A 20,697-nucleotide genomic window follows, 5' to 3' on the forward strand; every position below is an offset into this window, starting at 1 on the left:
CGGTATCCGGTGGATCGTAAGGCTGCTCCGCTTAAGTGAACAGCATTACGCCTTCGGGCGGCTTTTTCCTTAACGGAGACTGGCCCCTCCGATACCTTCCGGTATGTGAAACCGGATGGGCGAGAGGGGCTTACCTCGTTTGGCAACTATCCCGTCTACCACGGACCGCTCCTGGCCGCTAAGCGAAACTCAAAAATGACGACCAAGAGCCTCTCAGACCCTACTCACACCGCCACCGCCTCCGAAACCCTCGACCGCCAAGCAAATCCCAACACCATCAACAACCCCAACCCGGCCATCCCTGCCCCCGCTAGCGAAATCGCCGGAAAGCCCAGCCCTGCATTGATCACCGCACCCCCCAGCGCCGCGCCAATTGCGTTACCGAGGTTGAACGCACCGATGTTCACCGCCGAGGCGAGATTAGGTGCGTCCTTGGCGGCTTCCATGACGCGCATTTGCAGCGGTGGCACCAAGGCGAAGCTGGCGACGCCCCAGATCAGAATGGCTGCGGCGGCCGGCAGCGGCCAGCGCATCAATACGGTAAACGCCAGCAGCACCAGGATGAGCACGCTCAGCGAGATGATCAGGGTGCGGTCTATCGAGCGGTCGGCGGCTTTGCCGCCCCACATGTTGCCCAATGTCAGCCCGATACCGAACAGCACCAGCATGGCAGTGATGAAAGCCGGGGAGCCATGGGTCTCGCTGCTGAGGATCGGTGCGATGTAAGTGAAGACGGTGAACATTGCGCTCGAGCCGACGACGGTCAGGGCCAGCGCGCCCAACACGGGGGCACTGCCCATTACCCGGATTTCGGCCATGGCACCGACGCTTGGCGGAGCCTTGAGGTCGGGCAGGGCGAACCACAATGCAGCCATGGTCACCAAGCCGAGGCCGGTAATCCCCCAGAAAGCGGTGCGCCACCCGAACAGTTCGCCAAACCAGGCGGCCAGCGGCACACCGCCAATGGTGGCGAGGGTGAGCCCCATGAACATGGCTGCTACCGCGCCAGCACGTTTTTCAGGGGCCACCACGCTGGCGGCGACGATGGAGCCGACGCCAAAGAATGCGCCGTGGTTCAGTGAGGTCACCACCCTGGCAATCATGAGGCTGTAGTACTCGGTCGCCAGTGCGGACATGAGGTTGCCCAGGGTGAAAATCGCCATGAGCCCTATCAGCAGATAACGCCGGGGAATCTTGCCGGTGGTCAGGGTCATTAGCGGCGCACCCAGCAGTACGCCCAGGGCATAGGCGCTTACCAGCAAGCCTGCGGCGGGAATCGAAACGCCGAGGTCCGCAGCGATGCCCGGTAACATGCCCATTGGGGCGAATTCGGTTACGCCGATGCCAAAGGCACCCACGGCGAGTGCAACAAGGGGAGGATTGATACGCATGACAGGCTCCTTATCTATGCCCTCAATGCTATGATCCGGCGCTTCACGACGGTAGACCGCGTTTTTGGTAATCACCTTTGCCTAAGGGGCACAAATGGATTTCAACGGTAGATCTGGTGAAATGTTTGTGTTCGCCGCCGTGGCAAAAGAAGGCAGTCTGTCGGCCGCCGGACGTGCATTGGGGCTTACGCCCTCGGCAGTCAGTCGAATCATCGCGCGAGCCGAAAAACGGCTGGGTACCCGGCTGTTGTTACGCACCACGCGGGCGATCACCTTCACTGCCGAGGGCGAAGCGTTTCTGCGCGGCGCCCGGCGCATCTTGGCAGACATGGACGAGGTGGAGGAATCCATTGCTGACCAAGGCATGCCCAAGGGGCGATTGCGGGTCAGCGCTGCCCTTGGCCATGGGCGTCTGTCCATCGTTCCCCTGGTCGCAGCCTTCAGCGAGCGATACCCGAACATCGTCGTGGACCTCACCTTGGGTGACGAAGTGGTCGACATCCTCGGCGGCCAGGCTGATGTGGCCATACGTTTTGGTCACCTGCCCGACAGCCCGCTTACCGCGCGCAGGATCGGCGACACGGGTCAGGTGGTGGTGGCATCGCCCGAATACCTGCAGCGCCACGGCACCCCTCAGGACCCCGAAGACCTGTTACGGCACAACTGCATGCGCTTCAACTTCCGACGTGCCGAACCCAACTGGCCGTTTGCACGCGCCGGTAAGACATTTTCCCTCAATGTCAGCGGCAACATCGAGTGCAGCAGCGGAGAAACGCTGGCCCAATTCGCGCGAGTCGGCGCCGGCATTGCGCGAATCGGCGAGTTCACCGTCAGAGAAGACCTGCGGCGAGGTGATCTTGTATCGCTGCTGCAGGCCTGGAACCCCGGTGACCGAGAACCGATTCATGCAGTTTTTATTGGCGGCCCGACGATGCCGGCGCGAGTGCGGTTATTCGTGGATTTTTTGGTGGAGCATCATCGGATGTAGGGCCAGCGTGTTGGGTGGCTCGTTTTGATGGGAATTGCTGCCTCCAGTAGTGTGGCCTTGCTGACTGATGCGACAGAGAGGGTCGTGTCCTGGGAAGTGATGTAACTGAACCAGCCGAAGGCGCCCTGTGAGCGAAAGAGGATGAAGCAGCCAGCGATAATCCACAGGCCAAGATGTCGGCCGTGATCAACTAAACGGCGAACTCAGTCGCCAAAGCCATGGCGAGTTACACCACTTCCCAGGATACGATCTCGGACCATAAAGCGAATACCTCAGGCTTATCCATTGCTGACTCAGCCACGTCGGTCAGCAAGGGCAAAAGTCAGAAAAAATTGGGCACCCGAAGCATGTTAAGTACGTGCCATTCGGGTCTGTCGCCCTTTTTTTCGGGAGTGAACAAAAAGGAGGAGGGCTATAGTTCCCGAACCGCTAGGAACGTGCCTAGTCCTGAATCCGCGTTACTCGTAGGAAACGTCTCTTTAGCTTCTAGAGGCCTCATTTGCCCCTTCTAGGCTGCTAGGTTTTTTCGCTCCTACAGTTCGCAAGGGACTCTGAAGTGCGCGTCAGTCTGGATGGGCTTGGCCAAGCAGTAGACGGTGATGTGACCACCACTGGTGCGATTTGCATCGCCACCGGGAAAGGTTACCTCGACGAGGGACGAATGGTACTGAGGATGGGGGATCCCACCACGGCTTGTCCACTTTGCGGGCTGGAAGGAAAGGTCGTTGAAGGGGTGTGGCACTTCATCTCGGATGGCCAGCCTGTCGCGATGGATGGCGCGTTAGTTGATTGCGGTTGCCCAGAGGGTAGCAACCGGGTGGTGGCGCCTTTACGGGAAATGCCCCCGCCGCGGCTGTCGGTTGCAGTACGCACTAGCCTCAGACCCGCTGGCCCTGGGAGCCCTGGCGCTTTGGCAGGGACTTCGCCCGCCATGGTTGGCGGGTTGCCTGGGCAGATGCAGCCGGGATTCTATGTGGTGCCCCGGAGCATGTCGTTCCCGCAGATTCTGTTGGAGCTGACTAGCCATGATTCGACATTGCCCATTTCTTACCTGCAACGCCTGAACCCGACTTTCGAGCAGGGCTTCAAGGCAGGGGAAATCTTCGTCATCGGCGATCCGGATAACGGTCATGCCTGCACCCAGGAGGAGGGTCAACTCATGGCAGCCGCCGAGCGCGCCCGACGTTCCTTGGCTGTACTCGATTTTGCCGAGTCAGATTTCATGATGGAGTATCAGGCTGAAATTGCCGGACTGCTTAGTGACGCCAGTCTCTCCATGGGTGTGGGTAAGGACATGATGGACCACGGCCTTCGGCAGCTTCGCAGCACTCTTAGCAACATCGAGCGTTTGCATCAGCAAGAGTTTCTGCGCCATGGCCATCTAAGTAGTCCATCGTTCTTCGCCGAACGGCGGATGTTATTGGAACAACTAAATGGTCAGCTGAGGGCGACTTTTCTAAATAAGCATCTGAATCTAGGAGCCTACGAGCGGCTGAAGAAAAGCTTGAACATCTCGACCAAGAGTCTTGTGCATCATTGGTCGAAAGCCGGTGGGCCAGGGCAGATTCCTGGGTACGCCACATACTTGGACAAAGTGGCGAGACTTAGTAAGTACCTTCGGTATGGTGGGCATTTCGGAATTGGCTTAGGGGGTACATCTTCCTATCTGAAAGTCCAAGAGGCCTGCCGTGCAGGGGAAACCGAAGCCTGCAAGAAGATTCGTTTGTCTGAGGCAGGTGCTTTCGCTGGGGGGCTGGCGGGAGGGATGGTGAGTGGCAAAATTGCTGGGATCACTGCGCTCGCTGTATGTGGGGTGTTCTCTGCTGGTACCGCGGGTTTCGGGGCGCCGGTATGTGGCATTGCGCTGGTCGGGGGAGGGTCTTTTGCTGGGAGCGTCGCCGGTGCGCAGGGCGGTGAGCAAATGGGCGAGCTGATCTACGAATCATATTATGACTGAGTTCGAGAGTTGGCCCGTGTGGCTGAAGTGGATAATGCTGGCGTGTCCATTCGTGATCGGGTTGGCCGGTTGTGCGGTCAGTGCATTGATCGCGGGTACAAGAAATTTCACTGTCGCAACTTCGGCTATCCAAAGTCATCCCGGCCTGGAGCAGATGAAACTGTATTTAGGCACCCGGCGCTTTGGCGCTCGGTGGCTGCTGATAACCTTTCTTTGTGGAATACTCATTTGGCCTGGCGTACATATGCGCCGAGGGCATCTGGACATTGAAGAACTGGAAAACTTCCCTGCAAAGCTTAAGTTGGCTCTACAGGTATCCGCGTGGCTGACGGCCTTTGGCTTCGTTTGGATGTGGGTGACCTATGGATTCATCAAGGCGTGAACGTTGATGGCACGGCGGTCGTCGCTCTCACTGGATCCTTCGCACGTCCCGATTCGATTCCAATATAAGCCTTAAAATGGCTGATTTGTTTATGGATACCCTATGAGCTACGTCTATAAATCCACCAAGTCCAGCCCGCAAAAACCGGTCCCTCACGACCAGCAACCGTCCGTTTGTCTTCGCACCCGCCTCCTGCCACCCCGTTCGTGAATTTGCTGGCCCCCCTAATCAGCTAAACTCGCCCCCGGCGCCGAGGCATCGGCGACGCGACCTTGCCCGGTCGGAATCAAAAGCGCATCAGCGCCAAGTCGTCATCGCAGGCGCTTGTTCGTCTGTGACGTCGAGTCATGGCAGTGGTGCGCGGGACACCTTCGGGTGTGCCGGGCCCCTTTCGTCCCGGTCGGCCAACCCGCGTACTGCTGCCACCTCCACTTGCTTGGCCGCGAGCGGTGGCAGTTCCACCACGAAAGGAACTCATGCATGACTACCGCGCTTTCTGCGAGGCCCCTCGCATCCGCTCTCCACCGCCGTTCAATCAGACACCGCGCTTCTCTGATCCCGCTCATGTTCCAGGCGCGACCGATACCAAGTTCAAGCAGCTGTCGCAATACTGACTGCACCCGCTTCTCGGCCATCGAGTCTCACGAGCGGACCCACAAGATCGTCAGCGCGGTGGGCGATCAGCACGGCGACACCCTGAAGTACCAGCATCGCTCAAACCTGCGCACACCCAGCCAAGCCACCCATCCCCACCCCACCTTGCACCATCCCCCAGATCAGCCTAACCTTCCCCCGTCGCGGCAACCTCCGCGACCGGGTTTGGCGACTCGAACGAAAAAGGCGCATCGGCGCCCCGACCACGATTGCAGGCGCTTTTTCTGTGTCCGCAGTGTCGTGCCATGGCGGCTGTGCGTGGGAGACCTTCGGGTCTGCCGGGTTCCTTTTCCTCGGTTCGCCAACCTGCGTACAGCTGCCACCCAATCGTTTGGCGACGATTGACGTGGTGCTTCAACTGAAAAGGACCTCATGCATGTTCACCGCTATCCCTCGCAGGATCCTCGCATCCGCTCTCCGCCGACAGGTTGCAGCCGCAGCGCGTCAGCCGCGTTTTTACCCGATCCACACGGCGTCCAGACCACAGCCCCGGCAGGTGCCCCATGACTGACCGCACCCGCCTTTCGACCATCCAATCCTACGCCTGGACCCTCGAATTGCTGGGCGAAGCGCTCGCTCAGTACGATGATCTCCTGGAGTGCGAGCACAACCCCAACGTCAGTGTGCGCACTCAGGCTGGTGTTCATCAGGCGATCCGTATCATCAGCCGCCTGATGGCCGAGCAATGCGGGCTGCTGCTTCAAGAAGCCGACCCGCATCATCGGTAAGCGAGGACAGCGCAGGATCTGACGAGCCGGACCGCTCAGAGATTGCCCCTCGCCATTGCCATGGAAACCAGCGCGCTGGTGCACAGGTTTCGCATCAGCCGCTGGTCACAGTCAAAAGTCGGGCACATGCCACGCAGCCACACGCTAGCCTTCGCATGCAAAGCCGAAGGCAAACGGGGAGGGCAGCCATCACCAATGCCCCCCGCCAACGATTCACTCAACTGTTCAACCGCATCAGCCCGGCCATCAACTCGGCACTGAGATAAAGCCCACAACCAAACACCATGTGCGTAACCAGGCTCTTGATGCAGTTCGCCACAGGCTTGGCAGTCTTCGATGCAAAGAACCCTGCACCCATCGCAGGCTGCATCACGCACAGCGGTGCAATGACGGTAGCCACTCCAACCAGCAGTGCTGGCCATAACGAAGGCGCCGAGAGCCAGTCGTCACCCACGATCCCAACCAGCACCATCGCAAAGACGATGCCGATCCCATAATGCACTCCCCAGCCCAACACCCGCTCATGCCGCACCGGCTCCGCCTGTCCAATCGCCTGGTGCATCACACGCCCCTTAGCCAGATGCCCAACCCAACGGCCGACCAATGCAAAATCAAGCGTAGCGACACCCAACCGTCTCAACATCAAACCCCAAGCATCCATGACCGCAGTACCGCCAACCCCAATCACCACTCCCGCAAACAACAGATCTGACATCGTCATCCCAGCCTCTCATCCCATTGACCTAAACCCTCACACCCCGCAGGATAAAAGTTGAAGTCGACTTCAACTCAAGAGGCAGAAATGGACATCGCAGACGTAGCCAAGCGCACCGGCGTGCCCGCTTCGACCTTGCGTTACTACGATAAGAAAGGCTTGCTCAGGTCATCCGCCCCGCCTGGCCAGCGGCGGCAGTTCGCTGTAGATGTGATCGACCGGCTGGCGCTCATCGCCTTGGGCCAGGCGGCAGGTTTCTCGCTAGAGGAAGTGGGCGCAATGCTGGTAGACGAGCAGGTCGACCGAAACAAGTTGCTCGCCAAGGCAGACGAACTCGACGCACGCATCAAACGCCTGCAAGCCATGAGCAAAGGGCTCCGCCACGCCGCGCAGTGCCCTGAGAAACATCACCTGAGTTGTCCGAAATTCCAGCGCATCCTGCATATCGCGGCGGCGGGATATTGGGTCAAAAGCAAGTCCGAACTGGGTAGGCTTGCGATCTTGAGGAACGCCTGAGACCGTGAGAATGGAATCGAGTAAGTGCTCTCGAAAATCCTTCTCTTGGGACGATCAGGGGCGAAGATAGCCGCCGTGCACATGACCCCGGAGTATCGATGAACATGCGCTCAGTGCAGCCTGGCGCCGTTAGTATGAAGCGAGCGGTTGAAGCCGCTTCTCCATCACCAGCACGCGCTCGGCATCATTCACTTCATCCCGAATTTTCCGATAGCCCAACAGCGCATAAAACCGTTCAGCCGTAACCGACGATTGCACCCGCAGAACCGCAATCCCATCCCGCACGGCGGTGGCATGAATCACCTCCATCAGGTGCCGCCCGATCCCACGTTTCTGATGCGCCGGGTCCATGAACACACTGCGCACCACATCCGCCTCCAGGCTCGCGGTGCCGATGACGGTGTCATCCTGCAATGCCACCAGCACCTGACGTTGCCCAAGCCGCATGGCGACGGCTTCAGGGGTGAAGGCTCGTTCGATCTGGGCGATCACATCGGGTGGATAGTCCTTGGTATTGGACTCGCGCAGGGCGGCCAGGATCACGCGGCTGATCGCTGCTGCATCGTGGTGCGTGGCGGGGCGAATGTGCCACTCCATGTTCAAACCTCCCTGTTCGAACAGCAAAGACTAGCCCACCGTTCAGGACTGTGAGCCCGAGCGCCCCATCTCCCGCGCCAGTGCCTCCAGCAACCCCGCCAGCACCATCACCGGCTCGTTCGCATTGCGGTTGCCATGGTGAATCAAGCCGATGTCCCGGTTGAATCCCTGCTGCCCCAGATCCACCGCGCGCACCCCCGGCGGCCATGCCTGGTGCCCGAGGGTTTCCGGCACCAGGGCGATGCCCACGCCATGGGCTACCAGCTTGACAATGGCCTCCAGCTCGTCCAACTCCACGCGTTCATGGGGCGAGAAGTGCATCTTGCGCAGGAAGCGGTCCACCTGCCGGCCGCCGAACGAGGCGCGGTCGTAGCGGATGAAGGGCTGGGAGGCGAGCAGGTCGTGCCAGTCGTCGTGGGGGGTGTCTTCGGGCACCAGCAGGCGATAGGGCTCGCTGACCAGGGGCACCCATTTCAGGTCGGTCGGCAGTGCGAAGGGGGGGTGGATGATCACCGCCAGGTCCACTTCGCCGGCATCCACCTGGTCCAGCAGCTCCATCGACAGCCCTGGCAGGATTCTTGTACGGGAATTGGGTCGCTGCTGGTGAAAGCGAGCCAGGGCGCTGGGCAGCAGCATGCGCTGGATGGAGGCGATCACGCCGAGGGTGACCAGTTGCGGGGCCTGGGCTTCGGGGGCTGGTGAGCCGAGGTTGTGGTACAGGCGGATCAGTTCCTGGGCCTGCTGCAGGGTCTGGTAGCCGAGGGCGGTGAGGTGTGCGCTGCGGCCGGTGCGGTCGAACAGGTCCAGGCCCAGCTCGGCTTCCAGTCGGGCGATCTGGGCGCTGACGGCGGCCTGGGTGAGGCCGATCTTCTGTGCGGCGGCGGCGAAGGTGCCTTCGCGGGCGACGGCGATCAGGGTCTTGAGCTCGCGGATCATTGATAAAAATTCTTTGTGGAAATGACAAATATATATTGTTTTTTTTGTCTGTCGGCTAGCCCTATGATGAATTCCAGGCGTAGGGCAAAGGCCGTGGCGGCCTGCCCCGAGCGTCCAACATAACGACAAGCGTGGAGCCTTCCGATGAGCCTTTCTCCTTTCCACCTGGCAATTCCTGTTTACGACCTTCCAGCGGCGCGGGCTTTCTACGGGGAGACCTTCGGCCTGGCCGAGGGGCGCTCGGCGGCGGCCTGGGTGGACTTCGACTTCTATGGGCACCAGTTGGTGATCCACGAGCATCCCAAGACCGCGAGCCAGGAGTCGGCGCACACCAACGCCGTGGACGGGCACGACGTGCCGGTGCCGCACTTCGGCATCATCCTCAGCTGGGACGAGTGGGAGGCGCTGGCCGACCGGCTCACCGCGCGGCAAACCCAGTTCGTGATCGAGCCCTACGTGCGCTTCAAGGGGCAGGTGGGCGAGCAGGCCACCATGTTCCTGTTCGACCCGTGCGGCAATGCGCTGGAATTCAAGGCGTTCAAGGACATGAGCCAGCTGTTCGCCAAGTGAGGCGCGTGTTGCCTCGACCATAACAAGAGTGCTCGCAGGACCGGGTTCATGGGCGATGGCCGGCATGGCCGGCGTCGTCCACACAAGGACTGGAAGGGTGACGAGAGGGAGGGGCTGATTGCAGCCCATCGCGTGCACCACGCAGCGGCGAACCACCGCTCCTGCACAACCCACTTCCAGTGAAGCCTGCGCCTACAGGCGCAGCTTCCAAGCCTGACCCGCTGACAGGGATTTCCCCGCTTCACCGTTACTGCCCATCACAACCGGCCTGCTTCCGGCAGGCATATAAAAACAGGCGCTTGTGCACGCCTGGCTAACAATCCGTTGGTTTCGTGAATGGTGACCTATGTCTCGCGTATTAGCCCCAGAGGGGGTGGACGCCTCCGTGTCCGCCGCCGCTCCCGTTTCTGCATCCCGTCCCTGCGACCGCGCCAGCGTCAGCCGACGCGCGGCCATCGCCGCCTCGACCGGCACGGCCGTCGAATACTATGAGTTCGGCATCTACGGCTACATGGCGGCGATCATCGCGCCTTTGTTCTTCCCCAGCGACAACCCGGCAGCGGCCTTGCTGGCGTCGCTGGCGGTGTTCGGCAGCGCCTTTCTCACGCGTCCGCTGGGCGGCATCATCCTCGGCCGCCTGGGCGATCGCATCGGGCGGCGTGGCGTGCTGCTCACCACGGTGATCGGCATGGGCCTGTCCACGGCGTTGATCGGCTTTCTGCCGACCACAGCCCAGGTGGGCATCCTCGCGCCTATCCTGCTGGTGCTCATCCGCCTGGCCCAGGGCTTCTTCGCCGGGGCCGAAGTGGTCGGCGCGGCGGCGTTCGTGGCCGAGTCCGCGCCGGCCCATCGGCGTGGCTTCTTCGGTGCCTTCACCCCGGTGGGCGTGGCCATCGGCGGCGGCACCGCAGCCTGTGTGTGCGGCGTGGTGACCCTGCTGCTCACGCCCGAGGCCCTGGCGGCCTGGGGCTGGCGGGTGCCGTTCTTCCTCTGCGTGCCGCTGGTGCTGCTGTCCTGCAAGATGCGCCACAACGTCGAGGAAACCCCTGAGTACCAGGCCTTCCTGAAGAAGGACACGCCGCCCGCCGCGCCGGTGCGTGAGGTGCTGCGCAAGCACCTGGGCAGCGTGGTGCGGGTGGTGGCGCTGGCGTTCGGGCAGAACGTGGGCTACTTCATCGGCATCGTGTTCATGAACATCTACCTGACCACCTACCTGAAGTTCGACAAGTCCCATGTGTACTGGACCATCGCCAGCATCAGCTTCATTGTCGCGGCGATGATGCCGTTCTGGGGCGCGGTGTCGGACCGGGTGGGGCGTCGTCGCACCCTGGCCGTGGGCTTCGTCGGCTACATGGTGCTGGTGATCCCGATGATGGCGCTGATGAACGGCGCGTCGATCTGGCTGGCGGCGCTGGCGCTGCTGGTGGCCACGCTGCCGATGCCGATCATCCAGTCGGTGGGCTACCCCACCTACGCCGAGCAGTTCCCCACGCGAGTGCGCTACACCGGCATGGCGATCGCCATCAACCTCGGGGCGATCATGGGTGGCGGCTTGGCGCCGTTCATGTCCTCGGCGCTGATCGGCGCAACTGGCAACCTGCTGATGCCGGGCTTCTTCCTGGCCGGGGCTGCCGCGCTCAGCCTGCTGTCGCTGCTGTTCCTGAAGGAAACGGCCGGGCGGGCGCTGGAGCGCTGAGCGCGGTGACGAGGTGATGGAGATGACTGTGTTGAAATCGATCGAAACGCTGGGCGGCACCGCTGCCCAGCCGTGGGTGATAACGCCGGCGGGCGATGCCTGCCTGGTGGTGAAATTCGGTGAGGTGTTGAGCACCGCCAGCAATCGCCTGGCCGCCCAGTGCGCGATCCAGCTGGGCGAGGCGGTGCGCAGCGGTGAGGTGGTGGGTGTGACGGACATCGTGCCGGCGATGATTTCCATTGGTGTGCATTACCGTCCGGAGCTGCTCGACTGCGGCGATGATCGATGCCCCTTCGAGGTGCTCATGGGGCAGATCGAAGCTGTGTTGCGCCGGGCCTCGTCGGGGCCTGTGGTCGAGCCGCGCCTGGTGGAGATTCCGGTGTGCTACGGCGGCGAGCACGGGCCGGATCTGCTGGAAGTGGCGGACACGCTCGGCCTGACGCCTGACGCGCTGATCGCCCTACACAGCGGCGAGCCGGTGGATGTGCTGATGCTCGGCTTCGCGCCGGGGCATCCCTACATCGGCGTGCTGGACGAGCGCCTTTCTCCCCCGCGCCGGGCGACGCCGCGCACCCGGGTCGCTGAGGGCAGCATCGGCCTGGCCAATCGGCAGTCAGTGATCTACCCGCTGGAACTGCCCGGCGGCTGGAACCTGATCGGGCGCACGCCGCTGACGCTGTTCGACGCCGAGCGACCCGAGCCGTGTCTGCTGCGCAGCGGCGACCGGATTCGCTTCGTGCCCGTCGATGCCCAGACCTTCGATGCCCTGGAGCGACAGGAGCGTGCGTCATGAGCCTGGAAGTGCTCAGGCCCGGGCTGTGCACCACGTTGCAGGATGCCGGGCGCACCGGCCATCAGCAGATCGGCGTGCCGGTGAACGGGGCGATGGATGCCCAGGCCTTGCAGATGGCCAACCTGCTGGTGGGCAATCGGCTGGACCAGGGAGCGCTGGAGATCACCCTGCAAGGGCCGACCCTGCGCTTCGACGCAGGCGCGCTCATCGCCCTGGCCGGTGCCGACCTTGGCGCGCTGCTGGAGGGGCAGGCGTTGCCGCCGAACCAGGCGGTGCGAGTCAAGCCGGGGGCGATCCTGACGTTCGGCCAGCGTCGGTGCGGGGCCCGGGCGTACCTGGCGGTGGCGGGTGGTTTCCACCTCGGCGCGTTACTGGGCAGCGTCAGCAGCAACCGCCGCGGGGGCTACCCAGGCGTGCTGGGCCGCGCGCTGGTGGCCGGTGACCGGCTCGGCTTCGCCTCGTGCTTTCGCAATGCGCCGCGCCTGGTGCTGCCGTCGGCCTTGAAGCGGAGCATAGAGCGTGAGGCCGACCGCGCGATTCGCATTCTGCCTGGCGCCGAATGGGCCGCGTTCGGCGAGCAGGCGCAGCAGCATCTGCTCGGCAGCGAATACCGCATCGGCAACGACTCCGAGCGCATGGGCTATCGCCTGGAAGGCGCCGAGCTGGCGCTGCGCACGCCGCTGGAACTGCTCTCGGAGGCCGTGACCTTCGGCACCGTGCAGGTGCCGCCGAGCGGGCAACCCATCGTGCTGATGGCCGACCGACAGACCACCGGAGGCTATCCGCGCATCGCCAATGTCATCAGCGCGGACCTGCCGCTGCTGGCCCAGCGCCTGCCGGGGGAGGCGGTGCGCTTTCAGCTCACCACCCTGCAGGACGCCCAGCGCCTGGCCGTGCAGCGGGCGCGACTGCTGCTGCAATTGGAGCGTGAACATGCTTGAGATCGATTTCAACAGCGACCTGGGCGAAGGCTTCGGGCTGTATCGCGTGGGTGACGACGAGGCCGTGCTGGCGCAGATCACCTCCGCCAACATCGCCTGTGGCTTTCACGCCGGCGACCCGGCGATCATGCGTCGCACCGTGGCGGCCGCCGTGCGCAACGGCGTGGCGGTGGGGGCGCACCCGGGCTTCGCCGACCTGCAAGGCTTCGGCCGGCGCAAGGTGGCGCTCAGCGCCGACCAAGCCTACGAATGCGTGCTGTACCAGATCGGCGCGCTGAGCGCCTTCGCGGCGGCCGAGGGCACCTTGCTGCACCACGTCAAGCCCCATGGCGCGCTCTACAACCAGGCGGCAGCGGACCCGGTGCTGGCCAATGCGATCTGCGAGGCGGTGCGCGATTTCGACCCCAGCCTGTACCTGTACGGCCTGGCCAACAGCGCCCTGACCGCCGCGGCCGAGGCCCTGGGCCTGGCCGTGCGGCACGAGGTGTTCGCCGACCGCACCTATCAGCCTGACGGCTCGCTGACCCCGCGTGGGCAGGCCGGCGCGATGATCACAAACGTGGACCAGGCGCTGGTGCAGGTGCGCAGCATGCTGCATCACGGCCACGTGCTGGCGGTGGACGGCACCCCGGTGCCGGTACGCCCCGACACCCTGTGCATCCACGGCGACCAGCCGGGGGCCGCCGACTTCGCCCGTGCCATCCGCCAGGCCCTGCTGCAGGACGGCGTCGACGTGCGCGCCGCGCAGCTCGCCTGACCCCTTTCCTCGAATCCTTTACAAGAACCAAACCATGGATATCCAGAAGCTCAGTACCCTGATCGCGCTGCTCGAGCGCTCCAGTGTCGACGAAGTCGAAATCAAGGAAGGCGACAACGCGATGCGCGTCAGCCGCCACAACCGCACCCCCATCCAGCATGTCCACAGTCAGGTGGGCGCCGTCAGCGTGACGCCGTCCGCCCCGGCGCCCGAGCCTGCTCATCCGCAATTGCAGGGCAGGACGGTGCTGGCGCCGATGGTCGGCACCTTCTACCGCAAGGATGCGCCCGAGGCGCAGGTGTTCGTCGAGGTTGGCCAGGCGGTGAAGCAGGGCGACACCCTGTGCATCATCGAGGCGATGAAGATGATGAACGCCATCGAGGCGCCCCATGGCGGCATCGTCGAGTCGATCCTGGTGCAGGATGGGCAGCCGGTGGAATTCAACCAGCCGCTGTTCTCCATCGTCTGAGGTAGACCCATGTCCACTGCAACGCTCAACAAGGTGCTCATCGCCAATCGCGGTGAGATCGCCCTGCGCATCCTGCGCGCCTGCAAGGAAATGGGCATCCGGACCGTGGCCGTGTATTCCACCGCCGACAGCGCGTCGATGCACCTGGGGCTGGCCGACGAGACGGTGTGCATCGGTCCTGCGGCTGCGGCCAGCTCCTACCTCAACGTGCCGGCGATCATCGCGGCGGCCGAGGTGACCGGGGCCACGGCCATCCATCCAGGCTACGGTTTTCTCGCCGAGAACGCCGACTTCGCCGAGCAGGTGGAGCGCTCGGGCTTCGTCTTCATCGGCCCCAGGGCCGAGACCATTCGCCTGATGGGCGACAAGGTGTCGGCCAAGCAGGCCATGCGCCGCGCCGGGGTGCCGACGGTGCCCGGCTCCGACGGCCCGCTGCCCGAAGACGAGCAGACGGCCCTGGCCATCGCCCGCGAGGTCGGCTATCCGGTGATCATCAAGGCGGCCGGAGGCGGCGGAGGGCGCGGCATGCGCGTGGTGCAGCAGGAGGCCGACCTGATCAAGGCGGCCAAGCTCACCCGCACCGAGGCCGGCGCGGCGTTCGGCAACCCCACGGTGTACCTGGAGAAATTCCTCGGCAACCCCCGGCATGTGGAAGTGCAGGTGCTGTCCGACGGTCAGGGCCATGCCGTGCACCTGTACGACCGCGACTGCTCGTTGCAGCGTCGTCACCAGAAGGTCCTGGAAGAAGCGCCGGCGCCGCACCTGGACGAACAGGCACGGCAGGAGGTACTGCAGCGCTGCGTGCAGGCGTGCATCGAGATCGGCTATCGCGGTGCGGGCACGTTCGAGTTCCTGTACGAGGACGGCCGCTTCTACTTCATCGAGATGAACACGCGGGTGCAGGTGGAGCACCCGGTCACCGAGATGATCACCGGGGTGGACATCGTCCGCGAGATGCTCGCCATCGCGGCGGGCAACCCGCTGTCGATCACCCAGCAGCAGGTGAGGGTGCTCGGCCATGCCCTGGAATGTCGGATCAACGCCGAAGACCCGGACACCTTCATGCCGTCGCCCGGCACGGTGACGCATTTCCATCCACCGGGCGGCCACGGCATTCGGGTCGATTCCCACCTCTACAGCGGCTACGCCGTGCCACCGAACTACGACTCGCTGATCGGCAAGGTCATCAGCCATGCGCCGACACGCGAGGTCGCCATGGCGCGGATGCGCAATGCCCTGGACGAAATGGCGGTCGAGGGCATCAGGACCAACCTGCCCCTGCACCGCCGACTGACGCGCGACAGCGGCTTCCAGGCGGGTGCGGTGAACATTCATTACCTGGAGCAGCTGTTGGCTGAGGACAAGGCGTAGGTCAGGCCAAGCGGGGTCGCTGTTCGGGCAGCGGTCCTGCCTGTGCAAGTCGACTCGTGTTCTGCGTGGAAACAGGATATTTCCACTCACGCTGATCCATATGTGCAACTGTTAAAAATTTAACTTCTAGACTCGGTCAAAGTTAGGCGACCATCGTCAATAGCTCGACCCAGACACGCATGAACGTTTTGCGCCTTTCGACAAGTTCGACATGTCCATGGAAAGTTTCAACTGAAGCAGGCCTCTCGGATTAAAGTATTCGACGCTCTGTTCATGACGATCGCAACGCCCTGCAGGTTTTCTCCTGAACGCCTCGTCGAACTCGGCTGCGGCGGACGGCGCTGCTGAGTCAGGCGCAAAAAATGTCGAAATTTCGAGAACGATCATTCAGTTCCGATGTCGCGTTTCGACACCACGGCAGTTGAGGCTCGTGGATCTGCCTCCAAGTTTTCGACTATTCGCCTCAGAGCAAAATAAAGTTACACCTGCCCCATCAAGCTTGACTCCTCGCAGCCGAAAGCCTTCACACGGACACATCCCAACGGCCATGGCAGGCCTCTATAAAATACTTCGGTCCATCGAACGTCGATTCTCCAGAACGTGCGCCCGAGATCGCTGTACCCACCGTATGAATTGATGAGGCCTGCCGTGCTGAAGAATGCTCCTTTGAGTGCAAAGTTATTATTGATCCTGGTATTTCCCCTATTGGGCTTCCTCGCCTTCGCGGGCATCTACGTCGCGGACAAGCGTGAAACCCTGAGTGCGATGAACCGCGCCGTGAACGCCACCAACGCGGCCAGGAAACTGAGCGATGTGGTGACCACCATGCAGCGTGAGCGCGGCGCCAGCGGCGTGTTTCTGGGCAGTGGCGGCAAGAGCATGCAGGACAAGCTGCACAGCCTGCGGGGTGAAACCGATCAGGCGGTGAGCGCGATGCGCGCCCAGTCGCTGGCGGGGCTGCCGACGCCCGACAAAATGCTGCGTGCGCTGAACGACCTGGCCGACCTGCGTCGCAGCGTCGACACCCTGGCCATCAACAACGTGGAGTCCGGTGCGCGCTTCACCGACCTGATCAAGAACCTGATCGGTTTTTCCTACACTCTGGAAACCAGTATCGAAGATCCGGAGATCCTGCGCGCCCTGAGTTCGCTCAACCAGTTCGCGGACATGAAGGAGCGCTCAGGGCGCGAGCGGGTGCTGCTCGGCCTGGCGTTCAACCAGAACCGCTTCGATGCGCCGCTGCTGTCGCGCTTCAGCCGCAACATGGGCGAGTTTTCCGGGTACTTCGAGGCATTCCAGCGTTGGGCGCCGGCTGAATTCAAGGCCAAGCTCGAGGACGTCCTGCAACAACCCGCCTCGCTGGAAGTGGCGCGCCTGCAGAAGCTGGGCTTCGACACACCTCTGGGCGAGGCGCTGAACATCAAGCCCGAAGACTGGTTCAACCTCGCTACCAGCCGCATCGACATGATGGCCAAGGTCGAGGCCGAGCTGGGCCAGGCCGTGGTGAGTCTGGCCGACGCGCAGCGCAGCGATGCCGAGCGCGGCCTGTACCTGGCCAGCGCCATGGTGGTGCTGATGCTGATCACGGTGCTGTGGCTGGCGGCACTGATCATTCGCAACATCCGCGTGGCGGTGGTGGACGTGAACCGCACGCTGGTGGCGCTGGCCACCCGTGACCTGACCGCGCGTACGCAGTACACCGGCAAGGACGAGTTCGGCGAGATCGCGCGCAATCTGGACAACATGGTCATGCAGATCAGTGAGGTGATCGCCGAGATCGGCAGTGCCACGGCGCAGGTCGCCACGGCCGCCGAACAGTCGTCGGCGGTGGCGCTGCAGACCAGCAACAACGTGGCGCAGCAGCGCCAGGGCACCGATCAGGTGGTCACCGCCATCAGCGAGATGAGCTCGACGGTCAAGGACGTGGCCCGCAGCACCACAGACGCCGCCAGCATGTCGCAGCAGGTCAACGCCAGTACCGTGCAGGGCAAGACCGAAATCGGCAACACCATCAGCCTGATCAAGGGGCTGGAAGTGCAGGCGGCGCAGACCGCGACCATCATCGATGAACTCAAGGGCGAAAGCGATTCGATCTCCTCGGTGCTGGATGTGATCCGTGGCGTGGCCGAGCAGACCAACCTGCTGGCCTTGAACGCCGCGATCGAGGCGGCGCGTGCGGGTGAGCAGGGCCGCGGCTTTGCCGTGGTGGCCGACGAAGTACGCAACCTGGCGCAGAAGACCCAGGATTCCACCGTCAGCATCCAGAGCATGATCGCCAACCTGCAATCGGGTTCCGAGCGGGCAGCGTCGTCCATGCAGGAGACCTTGGGCAAGGCCCAGGAAGGCGCGAGGAACATCGTGCGGGCAGGGGAGCTGCTCGAAGCGATCACCGAGGGCATGGCCAATATCAGCGACAGCAACATCCAGGTGGCATCGGCGACCGAACAGCAGAGCCAGGTGGCCGAGGAAATTCACCGTAACGTCAACGACATCAGCCTGCTGGTGATCCAGGTGAGCGCTGGCGCCGAGCAGACCGCCTCCACCAGCCGCGAACTGGCGCGCCTGGCCGAGCAGCAGCAGCGCCTGGTGGGGCGGTTCAAGGTGGGTTGATCGGTACTGGTCGCAAGGGCAGGGGTGGCACGGCAATATGGTGGTGCCCCTGGGAGGCTATGGGTGGTTGGACCGGCACGAGCTTGGCGGTCCGCAGGCGACTGTTGCCCATCGTTCGCCACCGGGATCAGGATGCTGCGCCCGCGTGGCTCGGGCCGATGCCAATGTGGCCGGTAGATCAGCGGGCATCTTGTGTTGCCTGTCCATGTCCTTCCCCGTGCGAGCGTAGCTTGGGCCGGCGCGAGGAGTTCCCAAGCAATAGCAGCGCCTCATGGATGACATCGATGTCAGCGCAGATGCTCGTAAAGTCCCAGTATCGATTGAAGGTGTCGCTGGTTCGGTGATAGTTGTGGGTGTCGTAGAAGTCATGACGCTTGGCACCTTCTTGTACCCCACCCTTCATCAGATCGGCGCCTGTGCTCACCTGTAGCGAGGGTATGCCTATCTTGGCGAAACTCGCTTGGTCGGATCGATAGAAGTAGCCTGCCCGCGGGTCATCATCCAGCGTAATGAACCGTTCGAACGCCGTCGCGGCGTGCATCAGGGTAGTAGGAAGGTCTGATTGATCACCATCGACCACATTGAGATCCCTGGTTTTCCCGATCGGTACGAATCCGTCAACGTTGAACGCAGCGACCACGTCCAGTCCGGTATCTCTTATCCATTGCGCCGCGCGTGCTGAACCCAGCATGCCGACCTCCTCTGCTGACGTCCACGCGAACAAGACCGTTCGACACAGTGGCGAGGCCTGGGTCAATCGCTTGGCGAGATCCAGTAGTACCGAGACGCCCACTGCATTGTCGACGGCCCCTGGGTAATAGCCTCTGGGCTGTGCAGGGTCCGACGTCTGACCAAGATGGTCCCAATGCGCGCACAGCAATATGCATTGGCGAGGGAACAGTTTGCCTTTTCTCATTGCCAGTACATTTCTGCAACGTCTGACCGTTACCTCGAAGCTCAGGTGCATGTGCAGAGAGGCCCGCAATCGATCGGCGTGACGACCCATTGGGCGGGGAGCCACGAGGAAGGCGTCGAGATCTACTCCCGACGATGACAACACTTCCCGCCCAAACCGCTCGCTGCAAATACCCTCGAATTGCAAGCGACTACGCGGTGTACCCGGCAGAAATCGCAATGCTCGACGCATTTCGTTGATGACCAGCGTGAAGGGGCTGCCAAACAACTCATCGGTGTGGACAATGACTGCACCTACAGCGCCCTGTCGGGCAGCTTCTTCATACTTGTACTCCCAACGACCGTAGTAAGTCATGCGCTCACCCAGGAAACGCTCGCCCCCAGGATCGTTGGGCAAAATCACCACGACCTTGCCTGAAACATCAAGCCCCGAGTAGTCGTTCCAGTTGAATTGCGGCGCAACGATACCGTAGCCGACGAACACTAAAGCCGTGCCATCGAGCTCGACGCTGGTCTGCTGAGAGCGCACCAGCAGTTCGTCCTGAACCGACAGGTCTTGCCGCGAACGATCCCCTATCCTGATCGCCATCAGGTTGCTCGATTGCGCTTTGACAAGCGAGTAACCCAACGGCACTGGTTGGAAGAAGTGTCTTCGCCCATGCCAGGCGACCAACCCGAGCTCTTTCGCTTTCTGTGCTATCCACCCCGATGCCCGCCGTCCGCCTGGCTCACCGGCACCGCGTCCTGCATAGACAGCGCTGGAGAGCGTCCGACAATGAAGCGCCAACTCACTGGCCTGTGCCTTGTGCTTCAGAAAGCCGCGCCAATTCGCTGCTGACTCGTTTCTCTGTCTGATCCTGCCAGGTGGCGAGCGACGCATGCAGGCCTCCTACAATTCTGCAAGGTTGAACAAATGACGAGCGTTTTCGAAAAACACCTGAAGGTGGTACTCAGGTTCGATGGCTTGAGCACAGGCGGCGAGGTAATTCGGATAATCGACGGATGGCCAGCCAGAGCCAAAAACGAGCCTGTCCGGCTTGCCGATGTAATCGAACATCCAGCTGATCGGTTCGATCAGTAACTTGCGCAGTTTCGCAGATGACATCTGGCACAGACTGCCTTCGATGATCGAACTGGTGTCGAGCCAGACATTCTTGTTCTTGGCAGCCACCACTGCAGCATCCGTGAACCAGGGATTGCCGCTGTGAACCAGCAGGAATTTCACGTGGGGATGGTCGGTGATGACCTCGTCCATACTCAAAGGGTGGGCATACTTTAGCTTGGCCCGGTCCCATCCTGTATCACCCGTATGCAGGAGGACGGGCACATCGAACGCCTGCGCGAGGGTATAGAGATGTAGAAGCCGGGGATCGTCGACGCTCACCGGCATGAATCCCACGTTGATCTTGATGGCCGTATACAGTCCATCACGCAGTCCTTGCTCCAACGCTTGCGCACACCACTGAGGCTCAGTGATCACTGCGCATCGGCTAACGCCCAGGCTTCGTAACATCTGTGCGCTGCATCCCGGTGTGGTTGAATCGGTCATCGAGGCACGGATGTCGAAGCGCGATTTCAATGCCGTGAACAGCGCAAGGTCACTTGGGGAAGCAAACTCAGTGTGAATATGTGCATCGAAGATCGGGCCAGTGTAAGTGTTCATCGGAGCATCCTTGTAAATCGACCATCACCGAGACCATTCAACCGTGGG

The 20,697-nt window shown here is 62.3% G+C and carries 20 protein-coding genes; 13 read left to right on the plus strand and 7 right to left on the minus strand.

The features are described 5' to 3' along the window. Positions 1-224 precede the first annotated feature (224 nt). Entirely contained in the window at positions 225-1,391 is a 1,167-nt protein-coding gene (locus tag IAE34_RS21935; RefSeq protein ID WP_200141054.1) for an MFS transporter, read from the minus strand. Between the two features lie 94 nt (positions 1,392-1,485). Between IAE34_RS21935 and IAE34_RS21940 the strand changes: the two genes are divergently transcribed. The 4 genes from IAE34_RS21940 to IAE34_RS21955 all read left to right on the plus strand — a co-directional run bounded on the left by IAE34_RS21940 (position 1,486) and on the right by IAE34_RS21955 (position 6,100). Beyond that, on the plus strand, positions 1,486-2,379 hold the full coding sequence (locus tag IAE34_RS21940) for a LysR family transcriptional regulator (RefSeq protein ID WP_200141055.1): 894 nt from the start codon (positions 1,486-1,488) through the stop codon (positions 2,377-2,379). A gap of 556 nt (positions 2,380-2,935) precedes the next feature. Continuing rightward, positions 2,936-4,336, plus strand: coding sequence for a PAAR domain-containing protein (locus tag IAE34_RS21945; RefSeq protein ID WP_200141056.1), 1,401 nt, complete (start codon positions 2,936-2,938; stop codon positions 4,334-4,336). Further along, a complete protein-coding gene (locus IAE34_RS21950; RefSeq protein WP_200141057.1) occupies positions 4,329-4,718 on the plus strand; it encodes a hypothetical protein in 390 nt (129 codons plus the stop codon). The genes IAE34_RS21945 and IAE34_RS21950 overlap by 8 nt, the downstream gene beginning before the upstream one ends. Before the next feature lie 1,157 nt (positions 4,719-5,875). After that, complete coding sequence (locus IAE34_RS21955; protein WP_200141058.1) at positions 5,876-6,100, plus strand: hypothetical protein; 225 nt, start codon at positions 5,876-5,878, stop codon at positions 6,098-6,100. A gap of 217 nt (positions 6,101-6,317) precedes the next feature. Here the strand turns inward: IAE34_RS21955 and IAE34_RS21960 are convergent, their stop codons facing one another. Continuing rightward, a complete protein-coding gene (locus IAE34_RS21960) occupies positions 6,318-6,821 on the minus strand; it encodes a DUF2938 domain-containing protein (RefSeq protein ID WP_200141059.1) in 504 nt (167 codons plus the stop codon). Positions 6,822-6,902: 81 nt separating this feature from the next. Here IAE34_RS21960 and IAE34_RS21965 point away from each other — a divergent pair, with 81 nt between their 5' ends. Beyond that, complete coding sequence (locus IAE34_RS21965) at positions 6,903-7,331, plus strand: helix-turn-helix domain-containing protein (RefSeq protein ID WP_200141060.1); 429 nt, start codon at positions 6,903-6,905, stop codon at positions 7,329-7,331. 129 nt (positions 7,332-7,460) lie between these two features. On the opposite strand, the gene IAE34_RS21970 is transcribed toward IAE34_RS21965, so the two are convergent. Together IAE34_RS21970 and IAE34_RS21975 are read right to left on the minus strand one after the other, a co-directional pair. Next, positions 7,461-7,928: a GNAT family N-acetyltransferase gene (locus IAE34_RS21970; RefSeq protein WP_200141061.1), complete on the minus strand. Its 468-nt coding sequence runs from the start codon at positions 7,926-7,928 to the stop codon at positions 7,461-7,463. Between the two features lie 42 nt (positions 7,929-7,970). Continuing rightward, positions 7,971-8,864 (minus strand): LysR family transcriptional regulator, encoded by an 894-nt coding sequence (locus IAE34_RS21975; RefSeq protein WP_200141062.1) that lies wholly within the window; start codon positions 8,862-8,864, stop codon positions 7,971-7,973. 144 nt (positions 8,865-9,008) lie between these two features. Here IAE34_RS21975 and IAE34_RS21980 point away from each other — a divergent pair, with 144 nt between their 5' ends. The 7 genes from IAE34_RS21980 to accC all read left to right on the plus strand — a co-directional run bounded on the left by IAE34_RS21980 (position 9,009) and on the right by accC (position 15,461). After that, a complete protein-coding gene (locus IAE34_RS21980) occupies positions 9,009-9,434 on the plus strand; it encodes a VOC family protein (protein WP_200141063.1) in 426 nt (141 codons plus the stop codon). A 385-nt stretch (positions 9,435-9,819) separates the two neighbouring features. Next, positions 9,820-11,130 (plus strand): MFS transporter, encoded by a 1,311-nt coding sequence (locus tag IAE34_RS21985; RefSeq protein ID WP_325101007.1) that lies wholly within the window; start codon positions 9,820-9,822, stop codon positions 11,128-11,130. Positions 11,131-11,152: 22 nt separating this feature from the next. Then, positions 11,153-11,923 (plus strand): 5-oxoprolinase subunit PxpB, encoded by a 771-nt coding sequence (gene pxpB / locus IAE34_RS21990; protein ID WP_200141065.1) that lies wholly within the window; start codon positions 11,153-11,155, stop codon positions 11,921-11,923. Next, positions 11,920-12,864: a biotin-dependent carboxyltransferase family protein gene (locus IAE34_RS21995; RefSeq protein ID WP_200141066.1), complete on the plus strand. Its 945-nt coding sequence runs from the start codon at positions 11,920-11,922 to the stop codon at positions 12,862-12,864. The genes pxpB and IAE34_RS21995 overlap by 4 nt, the downstream gene beginning before the upstream one ends. Next, positions 12,857-13,621, plus strand: a complete 765-nt coding sequence (locus IAE34_RS22000; protein WP_200141067.1) for a LamB/YcsF family protein — start codon at positions 12,857-12,859, stop codon at positions 13,619-13,621. Before IAE34_RS21995 ends, IAE34_RS22000 begins: the two co-directional genes overlap by 8 nt. 34 nt (positions 13,622-13,655) lie before the next feature. Further along, the gene (gene accB, locus IAE34_RS22005; RefSeq protein WP_200141068.1) at positions 13,656-14,090 is read left to right on the plus strand and encodes an acetyl-CoA carboxylase biotin carboxyl carrier protein; all 435 of its coding nucleotides are present in this window, start codon (positions 13,656-13,658) and stop codon (positions 14,088-14,090) included. A gap of 9 nt (positions 14,091-14,099) precedes the next feature. Beyond that, positions 14,100-15,461 carry an acetyl-CoA carboxylase biotin carboxylase subunit gene (gene accC / locus IAE34_RS22010; protein ID WP_200141069.1) on the plus strand — a complete coding sequence of 454 codons (1,362 nt, stop codon included), beginning with the start codon at positions 14,100-14,102 and terminating at the stop codon, positions 15,459-15,461. Between the two features lie 156 nt (positions 15,462-15,617). Here the strand turns inward: accC and IAE34_RS22015 are convergent, their stop codons facing one another. Further along, positions 15,618-15,848 carry a hypothetical protein gene (locus tag IAE34_RS22015; RefSeq protein WP_200141070.1) on the minus strand — a complete coding sequence of 77 codons (231 nt, stop codon included), beginning with the start codon at positions 15,846-15,848 and terminating at the stop codon, positions 15,618-15,620. A gap of 249 nt (positions 15,849-16,097) precedes the next feature. Here IAE34_RS22015 and IAE34_RS22020 point away from each other — a divergent pair, with 249 nt between their 5' ends. Then, positions 16,098-18,071 (plus strand): methyl-accepting chemotaxis protein, encoded by a 1,974-nt coding sequence (locus IAE34_RS22020; protein WP_200141071.1) that lies wholly within the window; start codon positions 16,098-16,100, stop codon positions 18,069-18,071. Positions 18,072-18,249: 178 nt separating this feature from the next. Here the strand turns inward: IAE34_RS22020 and IAE34_RS22025 are convergent, their stop codons facing one another. Together IAE34_RS22025 and IAE34_RS22030 are read right to left on the minus strand one after the other, a co-directional pair. Further along, entirely contained in the window at positions 18,250-19,659 is a 1,410-nt protein-coding gene (locus tag IAE34_RS22025) for a M28 family peptidase (RefSeq protein WP_200141072.1), read from the minus strand. Between the two features lie 216 nt (positions 19,660-19,875). Further along, positions 19,876-20,649 carry an amidohydrolase family protein gene (locus IAE34_RS22030; protein ID WP_200141073.1) on the minus strand — a complete coding sequence of 258 codons (774 nt, stop codon included), beginning with the start codon at positions 20,647-20,649 and terminating at the stop codon, positions 19,876-19,878. Positions 20,650-20,697 lie beyond the last annotated feature (48 nt).

Source organism: Pseudomonas sp. S30 (assembly GCF_016518545.1).
Classification (GTDB): Bacteria; Pseudomonadota; Gammaproteobacteria; order Pseudomonadales; family Pseudomonadaceae; genus Aquipseudomonas.

Bases quoted from the DNA above. Each gene is read 5' to 3' on its own strand.
- IAE34_RS21935 (WP_200141054.1), bottom strand. From the start codon at position 1,391: ATGCGTATCAATCCTCCCCTTGTTGCACTCGCCGTGGGTGCCTTTGGC.
- IAE34_RS21940 (WP_200141055.1), top strand. From the start codon at position 1,486: ATGGATTTCAACGGTAGATCTGGTGAAATGTTTGTGTTCGCCGCCGTG.
- IAE34_RS21950 (WP_200141057.1), top strand. From the start codon at position 4,329: ATGACTGAGTTCGAGAGTTGGCCCGTGTGGCTGAAGTGGATAATGCTG.
- IAE34_RS21955 (WP_200141058.1), top strand. From the start codon at position 5,876: ATGACTGACCGCACCCGCCTTTCGACCATCCAATCCTACGCCTGGACC.
- IAE34_RS21960 (WP_200141059.1), bottom strand. From the start codon at position 6,821: ATGACGATGTCAGATCTGTTGTTTGCGGGAGTGGTGATTGGGGTTGGC.
- IAE34_RS21965 (WP_200141060.1), top strand. From the start codon at position 6,903: ATGGACATCGCAGACGTAGCCAAGCGCACCGGCGTGCCCGCTTCGACC.
- IAE34_RS21970 (WP_200141061.1), bottom strand. From the start codon at position 7,928: ATGGAGTGGCACATTCGCCCCGCCACGCACCACGATGCAGCAGCGATC.
- IAE34_RS21975 (WP_200141062.1), bottom strand. From the start codon at position 8,864: ATGATCCGCGAGCTCAAGACCCTGATCGCCGTCGCCCGCGAAGGCACC.
- IAE34_RS21980 (WP_200141063.1), top strand. From the start codon at position 9,009: ATGAGCCTTTCTCCTTTCCACCTGGCAATTCCTGTTTACGACCTTCCA.
- pxpB (WP_200141065.1), top strand. From the start codon at position 11,153: ATGACTGTGTTGAAATCGATCGAAACGCTGGGCGGCACCGCTGCCCAG.
- IAE34_RS21995 (WP_200141066.1), top strand. From the start codon at position 11,920: ATGAGCCTGGAAGTGCTCAGGCCCGGGCTGTGCACCACGTTGCAGGAT.
- IAE34_RS22000 (WP_200141067.1), top strand. From the start codon at position 12,857: ATGCTTGAGATCGATTTCAACAGCGACCTGGGCGAAGGCTTCGGGCTG.
- accB (WP_200141068.1), top strand. From the start codon at position 13,656: ATGGATATCCAGAAGCTCAGTACCCTGATCGCGCTGCTCGAGCGCTCC.
- accC (WP_200141069.1), top strand. From the start codon at position 14,100: ATGTCCACTGCAACGCTCAACAAGGTGCTCATCGCCAATCGCGGTGAG.
- IAE34_RS22015 (WP_200141070.1), bottom strand. From the start codon at position 15,848: ATGATCGTTCTCGAAATTTCGACATTTTTTGCGCCTGACTCAGCAGCG.
- IAE34_RS22020 (WP_200141071.1), top strand. From the start codon at position 16,098: ATGAGGCCTGCCGTGCTGAAGAATGCTCCTTTGAGTGCAAAGTTATTA.
- IAE34_RS22030 (WP_200141073.1), bottom strand. From the start codon at position 20,649: ATGAACACTTACACTGGCCCGATCTTCGATGCACATATTCACACTGAG.